General features: G+C 41.0%; 10 protein-coding genes. 3 read left to right on the forward strand and 7 right to left on the reverse strand.

The genetic code is table 11. The features are described 5' to 3' along the window. Window positions 1–112: 112 nt before the first annotated feature. Window positions 113–976 carry a PIG-L family deacetylase gene (locus HWQ40_RS09465; protein ID WP_292776959.1) on the reverse strand — a complete coding sequence of 288 codons (864 nt, stop codon included), beginning with the start codon at window positions 974–976 and terminating at the stop codon, window positions 113–115. 164 nt (window positions 977–1,140) lie between these two features. Continuing rightward, window positions 1,141–2,034, reverse strand: a complete 894-nt coding sequence (locus HWQ40_RS09470) for a hypothetical protein (protein ID WP_292776962.1) — start codon at window positions 2,032–2,034, stop codon at window positions 1,141–1,143. A 414-nt stretch (window positions 2,035–2,448) separates the two neighbouring features. Between HWQ40_RS09470 and HWQ40_RS09475 the strand changes: the two genes are divergently transcribed. Further along, a complete protein-coding gene (locus HWQ40_RS09475) occupies window positions 2,449–2,610 on the forward strand; it encodes a hypothetical protein (RefSeq protein WP_292776964.1) in 162 nt (53 codons plus the stop codon). 375 nt (window positions 2,611–2,985) lie between these two features. On the opposite strand, the gene dprA is transcribed toward HWQ40_RS09475, so the two are convergent. Then, entirely contained in the window at window positions 2,986–4,104 is a 1,119-nt protein-coding gene (gene dprA / locus HWQ40_RS09480) for a DNA-processing protein DprA (RefSeq protein ID WP_292776966.1), read from the reverse strand. A 219-nt stretch (window positions 4,105–4,323) separates the two neighbouring features. Between dprA and HWQ40_RS09485 the strand changes: the two genes are divergently transcribed. Continuing rightward, window positions 4,324–5,460 (forward strand): alpha/beta hydrolase, encoded by a 1,137-nt coding sequence (locus tag HWQ40_RS09485; protein WP_292776968.1) that lies wholly within the window; start codon window positions 4,324–4,326, stop codon window positions 5,458–5,460. A gap of 196 nt (window positions 5,461–5,656) precedes the next feature. Here the strand turns inward: HWQ40_RS09485 and HWQ40_RS09490 are convergent, their stop codons facing one another. The 3 genes from HWQ40_RS09490 to HWQ40_RS09500 form a co-directional block, all read right to left on the reverse strand. Next, the gene (locus tag HWQ40_RS09490; RefSeq protein ID WP_292776970.1) at window positions 5,657–6,346 is read right to left on the reverse strand and encodes an ElyC/SanA/YdcF family protein; all 690 of its coding nucleotides are present in this window, start codon (window positions 6,344–6,346) and stop codon (window positions 5,657–5,659) included. Further along, window positions 6,346–7,002 (reverse strand): DUF2301 domain-containing membrane protein, encoded by a 657-nt coding sequence (locus tag HWQ40_RS09495; protein WP_292776972.1) that lies wholly within the window; start codon window positions 7,000–7,002, stop codon window positions 6,346–6,348. The genes HWQ40_RS09490 and HWQ40_RS09495 overlap by 1 nt, the downstream gene beginning before the upstream one ends. Before the next feature lie 331 nt (window positions 7,003–7,333). Further along, window positions 7,334–8,137, reverse strand: coding sequence for an SAM-dependent chlorinase/fluorinase (locus tag HWQ40_RS09500; RefSeq protein ID WP_292776975.1), 804 nt, complete (start codon window positions 8,135–8,137; stop codon window positions 7,334–7,336). A 109-nt stretch (window positions 8,138–8,246) separates the two neighbouring features. Between HWQ40_RS09500 and HWQ40_RS09505 the strand changes: the two genes are divergently transcribed. Continuing rightward, on the forward strand, window positions 8,247–8,402 hold the full coding sequence (locus tag HWQ40_RS09505; RefSeq protein WP_289799106.1) for a hypothetical protein: 156 nt from the start codon (window positions 8,247–8,249) through the stop codon (window positions 8,400–8,402). Window positions 8,403–8,540: 138 nt separating this feature from the next. Here HWQ40_RS09505 and HWQ40_RS09510 read toward each other — a convergent pair whose 3' ends face one another. Further along, window positions 8,541–9,167, reverse strand: coding sequence for a Uma2 family endonuclease (locus tag HWQ40_RS09510; RefSeq protein WP_366933942.1), 627 nt, complete (start codon window positions 9,165–9,167; stop codon window positions 8,541–8,543). Window positions 9,168–9,181: the final 14 nt, after the last annotated feature.

Here is a 9,181-nt window from a genome sequence, read left to right on the forward strand (position 1 = left end):
GCCGATAATCGGATTAAAACTACGCAAATAAGCAGTGAATAGAGCGTTCGCTTATCAGCATTTTATTCTCTCTAAAAGTTTTATTAAATCTTTACTCTCGTAAACGATAAAGTTAGTAGTTTGGATGAATGGCATTATCCTTTTTGAGATATGTTGATAATTCTGATTTGAAAAAAACCTCATGAGGTAATAAAAATCTCCAAAGGAACCCAGGCGGTAATACAGCACTGGATTCAGCATCTATAGGTAGATATTGGGAGCGGTAAGTTTCAATTGCTTGCTTTTTCTTGAATTGCACCTTGTGGATAGCTTGTCGATGAGCGCCTGCTAATTCTTTAAACTTCAGATTGCGAAATAGCAAAGATTTCCAAAGTAACCAAATGGCGTACTGCCACAATTCCACCTTCACTTCGGCTACAGCTATTGCATTAACAACGAGTTCATAAGTAATCTCATGGTCAACACTCCGATCCTGATTGTGAGTCACATACACTTCTTTCGGATCAAAAGAACGTAACAACAAAGCTATTTCCTCAATGGTTTGCTGCCGCTCTGTTTTGGTCATCCAGCGCAGTCCACCATCTCGTTTATCGAGAAAGTGAATATCTGTGGAATTAACACCCAAGATGTTCAAAGCAGTGAGTGCTTCTTGTCTACGGATTTGAACAATTTCCTCGCGAGTAATCTTAGAATAATCTGCATGGGAAGCTCCACCATCCGTGACAAAAACAACCTTAACAGGCACACCTTGTTCTCGCTTGAGTGCAATTATGCCACCACAGCCGAGTACTTCATCATCTTGGTGAGGAGCAAATATGAGTGCCGATTTTTGACTAAAATCTATTCCTTTACTGCTTTGATACATAAGCCAGTAAAACTGTAGCTTTAACTGAAACTCTCGCCAGCGGTAGTTAAACAGCCACCACTTGTTGTGCAGTCCTAATCTTAAGCGATGAAGAAGATATCCTATTTTCATATTTTCTAAAGTCCCATTAAGTAAGTGGTTATTCTCAGTTTTAGCGTTAAAGATAGTTAATTGTCTCAGCAGTAATAACTAATTTACTCTGAAGAACAAAAACTTCAGGAGAGATAGGCGACAATTCAGCAGTGGTTTTAAACTTTCTGTAAAAACTTAATTTTTTACCTATAGTAAAAAACAAAATCCTTTAATGTAGTAACTCGCAACCAGGCTAAAAAATAGAGATATCTTGCGAACTTCCCGATGCGGCTAGTAATTTTTTCCAGGAGTGAGCGCTGTCGGAATGCCTTCTGTTTGTAATTCTCGAAATAGGCTGCTAGTTTTTCCTGCTCTACCTGTCCTTTTCTAATTCTAATAGCATCAATTTTGTCATTGAAAAATTCAATTTCTGGCATTTCATGATGTCGGAGGGGAAATTCTTGAGCAGCTGCCGCTAGTCCTATTACACTACCCTCACTGTCATATATTCCATTTAGTTCAAAGTAGTTGCCAATTTTTTCCCATAGTTCTAAAAACTCGATCTCCTTGCCTGAATCTTTAGCAACAGCAAACATAAACTCACTTATAAAGTTGACTTGCTCTAAGTCCAGATTGAATTTTTTAGAACATTTTTTAATCATCTGTATACGTTTGATGCGATCTGGTCTACCCTTGGCTGGTTGATAGTGTTGCAGAATGTTTGCACAACTGCGAGCTGAGATACCAGGTTGCCACTGAATCTGTGCCACATCTTTTAAAATTCGCATATCAGCATCAACAAACACACAAGCATCATAAAGAGATAAAGCTTTTGCAATAACATAGCGTTTATCATGGTAACATCCTATACTCTTTTGCTGATGCTTAAAAACCAGTAGATGGGAAGATTGATTGAAATCTTGTGGTTTATCAGTCAGGATAAGCAGTGGTTGGGATGAAAATTTTTCTAAATCTGCTGCTAAATCAAGAGCGAGTTTACGATACTTTGCACCTATAGCTAGAGTACAGAAACAAAATTGCTGAAGATTCTCTTTAATCTCGTGATTTAGAGTATTAGTCGGTTGTACGAATGGCATGATTATTTTAAAGGTAGCTTGATAATTCAGACTAAAATCTAAGTAGTATAAAGTTAATATACTTCTAAGTATTTACTCTTATTTGTATCTTATCCGAGGATTTAACTAGATGTATGTCTTTTTTGTGTAGAAAATATATTATTTTTGTGTATAATAATGGTGATAAGTAAGTACCAGGACTTACGCAGCGATAATTGGTCATTGCGTTCGCCTTTGGTGTTCCCGTAGGGTACGAAACGCAGTGTAGTGAAGCAATCCCAGTCTTGATGAGATTGCTTCGCTTCTCCTAAGGGAGACGCTGCGCGAACGCTCGCAATGACGTAAATACGTTACCTTTGCGTAAGTCCTGAGTGCGAAAAAACTGAACTATGTGAAGATAAATACGGTGAAAGAATCTACTGAGGTAGCTAAAATATGGGCGCTTGTTTAAGGGTATTTCTGACTCGCGAGCAAGACACAACCAAGTTAAACCTTAGAACAGCAGATGTACTACAGAAAGTCAAAGAACAAGCAGAAGTAATTAGGTTAAACGTACACGGTTGGTATGTAGAAAAAATAGTGGCTCATGTAAATTGAACTTCACAGACAGTCAGAGAAGTTTTACATAAATGGAAAAAGTATGGTTTAGAAGGGTTTGGGGAACTAAAATATCACTAGTACCGCAAGGCGGAAGTCAAAAGTCACGCATTCAAAAGTCAAAAGAATTATATTCCAAGCTCTTGCGCCATTTGAAATGGTATGTTTATTTACGCCATGCTGTACTAGCTATATAACTGCCGATGTTCTCTCAATGTGCTGGAGATATTGCAGCAGTAATTGGACTGAATGTGTTGCGGATTCGGTAGATATTGAATCGACTTTTGGCAAGCAAGTCTAAACATATATGTAGACAACACTTTACTGATGTATACAAGCACGTATACAGCAGTAAAGTGTGTTGTCTTTTACCCCTTAACTTTTTTGATACCGCATTCCTGGTAGTTGCGAAACTAAACCCATAAGTTCCAACTGTAACAAAGCACCGGAAACTGAGCCAGCAGCCATGCCGGTTTGTTGGACAATCAAATCGAAGGGTAAAGCTTCACTTGCCATCGCATCCATTACCGTTTGCAATTCTGGCGATAAAGTTGGCAAACTTAACTGTTCTGGTGCTGTGGAAGCCTCAACTCCATCAATTTGTGGTATTGCTCCTAGCATTGTTAACAGTTCGTCTAGTTCCTTAAGAATGAAGGAAGCTCCCTGATTCAGTAACTTTAAGCATCCTTGGGATGGATAATCGTCCAGTCTCCCAGGTAATGCATAGACATCTCTACCAAATTCATTTGCGTAGGTAGCTGTTATTAAAGCACCAGATTTTAAAGGCGCTTCCATTACTAGGATGGCGCGGCTTAAACCCGCAATAATTCGGTTGCGACGGGGAAAGTGAGTCCGATCGGGTGGGGTTTTTGTGGGGTACTCACTTACGACTAACCCAGCCGTCAAAATTTGCTTGTACAAATCCCGATTTTTATGTGGATAGATGACATCGACACCAGTTCCCAAAACTGCGATCGTCCGTCCACCTGCTTTCATGGCGGCGATGTGGCTTTCGGTGTCAATTCCCTCTGCCATCCCAGAAACAACTGTAAAGCCATTTTTAGCCAAAGCTGTACTAATTTGGCGAGTCCAACGGATACCGTATTCTGAGGGTTGGCGGGTTCCGACAATCCCAATCATTGGTTTTTGTCCGAGATTTTCTTGGAGTTCGACTTCACCGCGATAGTACAAAATCGGCGGTGGACTAGGAGTTTCTAGCAGTAAACGGGGATAATCTGCATCTGCTGGTGTCCAGAAATGAGAGTTTTCCTGCTGGTGCTTGGTGAATAGTTGTTCTGGGTGTAAATGCGATCGCTGTTGTACTACTTTTTCTAGTGTCTGAAAACCAAAACCCTCTACTTCTCCTAACTGTACCTTAGTAGCGTTCCAAGCAGTTGCCAGCGTGCCAAAATGCTGTTGCAGCCGTCGCAGTAATACCGGCCCAATTCCCGAAATTTGTGCCCAAGCTAGCCAATATGCCCCTTCTTCTACCACAGTTCTATCCTCACGCCTACTGGATTGAGTATTCCCAAATTAGGGTTGGCTGTTGATGGCGAGGGGGAGTGGGGGCAATACTGTTTGGTTAAGGCAAGAGACGCGATGAATCGCCGTCTCTACAAAGAACTTCTGCCTCCTCTTTCCCAATTCCCCTTGACTTTTGACTCTTGACTCTTGACTATTAACTATTGACTATCTATCTTCTTATCTTCTGTGATGAAATATTTCTATCGTCTTCTAATAAGCCTATCTGGGTGCTTTATATTTTTACTGCTGCATAGCGGGCTTGGTTTATTACCTAGTTTGGCAGCCGAAAAAGTTACCGTCAGGTACGGATTGTTTGAGCAATCGATCCCGGTGGCAGATATACGCAACTATGACGAGACACAAAAGGTTTCTGCCGATCTGCAATCTTTTCTAGATTACCTCAGCGTTAAAGAGAAACAGAAGTTCCAAGAAGCCCTTCAGGTGAAAATGTCGCTTGATATTGTGGCTTTAGATAAGCTGGTAAACACAGGAATGGGCAAGCAAATTTTATCTTTTGCTTCCCAAGCGATCGCTCGTCGCGATCAAGCCAGTATACAAGCACTACGATCTGCCATTATCATAGGAGCAAGATCGCCAGAAGGTCTAGGAATAGCCAGCTTTCTCCAAGCCTATCCCAGTAATCAACTAGTTATTGACGTGTCAAAAATTCAGAAGCTAGTCGGTATGGCAAATTCCTCTTCTAGTTCTGCTGATGCGCCGCCGAAAGATGACGTAAGTTCTTCACCTTTAGGGAAAGTTGCACTACAATATCAAACACTCGCCGCCCAGGATAAACAGTTCTCAGGTTGCTTATTTGGCGATTCTATTTCGGCTGGACTTGGCAATACCCTTGGGAGTGGTACTTTTAATTTTGGGTTAAATGGTCTGAGTACAATCTCATTACTAGAACAACTGAAAAGTTTAATTCCTACCAAGGTGAAATGCGAAAAAGCCATTATTGCCATAGGTGGAAACGATGCTTTGTATAGAATTAGTGATGAGTTATTTAGCAAAAATCTCCAAGAGGCGATCGCACTTGTCCGCACAATGGGAACTAAAGAGATTTTTCTGATTCCGGCTTTTTATTCGACAGTTGCAGCAAGCTCAGATCCAACTGTAGCAGCCCCACTTGCTAGAGTTGAACAAATTAATCTTCTGATTAATCAAGTTGCTGAAACAGAAAAAGTGCCAGTTGCCGCAGCCGGACTAGCACCATTATATGAAAATAATGTTCTTAAAGAAAATTTCACCAGTGATGGCGACCATCTGAATGCAGAGGGTCTGAAAATTTATCGGCAAGCATTATTACAAATCCTGGGTAAGTAGGTCAACCTAATTAAACATAAAACGCTCAGTAGATAGCTCCCCGACTTATTAAATAAGTCGGGTAATTACGAATTACTGTCTTCTCTACCAGACGCTCCGCGAACGTAGCAGTAGCGAGTCTGCGTACTCTTACAGAGAAGCAAGCTATGCGCAGCGTCTTGTAGAGAGCGTCATTACGAATTACGAATTACTACTGTTAGGCTTTCCAGTTCAAAAACCGTGCATAAAGATAAGCGATGCCTTCATCAAGAACTGTCCGCACACCTTCGCTAGAACTCCACCATTTGTTTGGATTATAATCTTGCGTTTTGGCAGCAATTACACCAACGTTAATGTGAGGGGTAAGTATTTTTTTAAAAAGAAACCAACTCCTACGGGCATGAACGTCCAAGGAAAAAAGATTAATCGATTCTATTTTTAAGTTTGAATTGGATAGCCAACGCTCAAATTCAGCAGCAGATGCATAACTACGATCCTTAACCACAAAAGGTGTCGGAACAGCTACTACTTTTTCTGCTTCTAAACCGAGTTTTATAAAGGTGTCAGCCGACACGTCTGCAAAGTTCTTGTATCCGGTAAGATAACTTCCTTTTCCTAATGTGCCTCCGGTAGTAATTATTTGATGATAAGAACCGTTTTGAAATTCAGTCAAAGCTTTTTCTATAGCGTAATCTGGTAGCCATCCTTCAACAACTAATACTTCTGCTGATTGGATCGGGGAAGTTACGGCGAGAAATGAGTGTACATGAGTAAAAAGGAAAAATATTAAATAGGCAATCAAAGCGATCGCAATCGCCCACCCTTGAGCCGTAAGTGTCCACATTTCTTGGCGTTTGATTAGTTTGATTTTGGGAAATTTTTGACACCGACGATTTTTTATCCGCATTAAACCTTAGCTAAACGTTGTTCTTTTAAGTAGGTAAACACAGACTTATCTCCAATATCAGCAGGAATTGCTTGGACTGTCTTTCGCAGGGCAAACACTAAAAATAATATCGCCCAAGTTCCTAATAAAACACTTTCTCCCTGAGTTGGTAAAATTCCTACCAAATGTCCTAACAACAGTAGCGGTACAATTGGGGTTAATACTTTTGTTTCCAGGCGATTGAAGCAAAAAGCTTCTTTAAAATAAATACCTGTCAAAGCTACGAAAATAAAACCAACTCCAAATAAGGTAATTGGCTGGTTGTAAACAGCAAGAGCTAAAGGTTCACTACTAGTGATTGCCAGAATCACTGATGCGATACTACCGATTGCCCAAAAAACTTGCAACGTTCGGTGCAGTGATGCCATATAGATATGGATGGTAAATAAACTTACACCAAGAGCGAGACTAAAACAAGCATATAGAGGTGTCAGTAAAGTTACAACTGTTGGGTTATTGTTGAGTAAAATCAAAGCGCTGCCTATCGCAAAGCTCAGTGCTGCTACCATCAATCCAGCACGATAGATAATTACGCCAGTGCGATCGCTCTGAGTAATTGTAAATTCCCCAAACTGACCTTGATAAACTTCTGGTGCAGAGAGTGTTTGTATAGTCATAGCTAAGAATATAATTATGATTCTCTAGTAGAGTACAACGGGAAATTGCTCAAGGGTTACTTTTATTATTATGAGCAATAAGGCGAACTTCATGTCACCATTCCTAAACTTACATCTTTTAGCAGTTACTTTCTGGAAATTTTTGTCGAATTGGCACTGCCTACGGTGAATGAAAATGCTTGTTTTTAAGTGGTGTGCAGTTGCCCAACCTCCGTTTTATATCTAGAATTTTCTCCTTTCTTTGCCTTTGGCACAAATCACCAACAGGCACTTTGCAGCCTGATGATTTTTCACTGTCTTAACTTTAGCAATATTCACTGGTCTGATTTTCTTAAAAAAACAAGACTTCTAACGCATCTTGTAAATTAATCTGTAATTGTGAGTGAGCATGTCCGCAATTAATAGCAATTTCTACCCAGCCGTGACTGCCAACTAAAGCTATTATCTCTCCCATTTTGACCTCACTGTAAGTTTCACAGCCTGGTACACTCAATCCAGCAACTTGCACATACCAACTTTTGCCTTGCACGTAACTCGCTGGAATGTTACTCACTAGGTTGCCAAAGTGGTCAATATATTGAATGCAACCCACTACACCAGTTGTTGTTTGCTTACAGTTGCCTATATCCAGCTTTACCAAACTTGCTGGGTCGATTTCTTGTCCTAGCTGTTTGAGAGGAACACCACTAGCAAGATTAGCTGCCACTGGTGCAAAGATATCTCTACCGTGAAAAGTCTTACTTGGTTGAGAAGTTCGCCAATAATTAAGATTTGTGAGTTCGACGGCTGCGATCACCGGACTTTGACTAAGTACCCCGCTGAATATACCATTATCTGGCCCAACCAAAAACCCTTGAGCAAATTCTACAGCGATCGCTCGTCGCTTGCTTCCCACACCCGGATCTACTACTGCCAGATGCACTGTCCCAACTGGGAAATGGGCATAAGCATTCATCAGGCTGAACCTGGCTGCGGCGATGTCTTGCGGCGGAATTTGGTGCGTTAAGTCTACCACCATCAGTCTGGGGTTGATTTGGGCCATGACTCCCTTCATTATGCCTACATAAACATCGCGATCGCCGAAATCGCTCAGTAAAGTCATGAGTGGTTGTTCATCTATCTGCTTCTTAGACATATTTTGGTAAAATTATATAAAAAAGATATTTTCTGTAGCAACAGCTACAAAATATATGTTATGTTAAGAATACAAGACATAAAGCGAAAAATTAAAGCAGGTAATCACTATGAGTCAAAATAGATTACAAAGTCTAAGCAAATCACGAGAAGCTCACAGAGCCAATATTCAAAGAAGCCTAGAGCATCGCTTGGAAATAGCCAGAGCAAAAGGCGACGAACAGCTGATTCGTCAACTGGAAGCTGAAATGAGGTATTCCAGCTAAATCAAGTTTTCATTGTTCATAGTTTTGTTGTGTAACCCGCTACGGCGGGTTTTTTCTTTTTAGATAGGGGGTTTCCTGGCAATTTCGCTCTGACAGCGTTTTGCAATTAATTGAATTACCCCACTTCCTACTCCCTCCTCACGCTCCTGGCTCAACACCCAAGGCTCGTAACTGTGCTGCCAAGCGTTCAACCCGTTGCAGGGCAGTTTCTTTAGCTTCTCGCTCTTGTTCGGCTCGTTCTGCAACAGTAGGAATCACATTACCTTCAATGTCACACCACCGCAACCAAACATCTCGCTTACCTTCATACGCACCTTCCCACAAACATAAACCTAACTCAACTTCAGTCAGCCATTGCTCGCTTGTGGGTATATATTGCCGCCCTCGCAACTCATACATCTGTAGAATTTCACCACCAAGTTGCTGAGTTGGGTCAAAGATAATGTAGTACATTACCCGCATCCTGGCATACTCTAATAATTTTCGCCCTGTTTCATTGCCTTCTCGATTAGAGACAATTTCAATTACTACCTCTGGCGGTTTGCCAAACTCCCAAAAGAAATAGGAGCGATGTTTTTTTTCCCACCAGTTTTCTGCTATCTGTACATCTAGGCTCAAAAATACATCTGGCACAATCGGCGGTTGCTTACCAGTGGTAAATAAACCCACATTGGCAGCAACGAGAAACCCTTGGGCATTACTTGGCCCGTTCCAAGAACTGTAAGGGACTTGCGAAAAAATAAAGTACCAGCCATTCGAGAATATTTAGGAAGCGCGGA

The organism is Nostoc sp. NMS9 (assembly GCF_017114995.1).
In the GTDB taxonomy this organism is placed as follows: domain Bacteria; phylum Cyanobacteriota; class Cyanobacteriia; order Cyanobacteriales; family Nostocaceae; genus Nostoc.

Coding starts and splice junctions, on each gene's coding strand:
- HWQ40_RS09465 (WP_292776959.1), bottom strand. CDS start 976: ATGAAAATAGGATATCTTCTTCATCGCTTAAGATTAGGACTGCACAAC.
- HWQ40_RS09470 (WP_292776962.1), bottom strand. CDS start 2,034: ATGCCATTCGTACAACCGACTAATACTCTAAATCACGAGATTAAAGAG.
- HWQ40_RS09475 (WP_292776964.1), top strand. CDS start 2,449: ATGGGCGCTTGTTTAAGGGTATTTCTGACTCGCGAGCAAGACACAACC.
- HWQ40_RS09485 (WP_292776968.1), top strand. CDS start 4,324: ATGAAATATTTCTATCGTCTTCTAATAAGCCTATCTGGGTGCTTTATA.
- HWQ40_RS09490 (WP_292776970.1), bottom strand. CDS start 6,346: ATGCGGATAAAAAATCGTCGGTGTCAAAAATTTCCCAAAATCAAACTA.
- HWQ40_RS09495 (WP_292776972.1), bottom strand. CDS start 7,002: ATGACTATACAAACACTCTCTGCACCAGAAGTTTATCAAGGTCAGTTT.
- HWQ40_RS09500 (WP_292776975.1), bottom strand. CDS start 8,137: ATGTCTAAGAAGCAGATAGATGAACAACCACTCATGACTTTACTGAGC.
- HWQ40_RS09505 (WP_289799106.1), top strand. CDS start 8,247: ATGAGTCAAAATAGATTACAAAGTCTAAGCAAATCACGAGAAGCTCAC.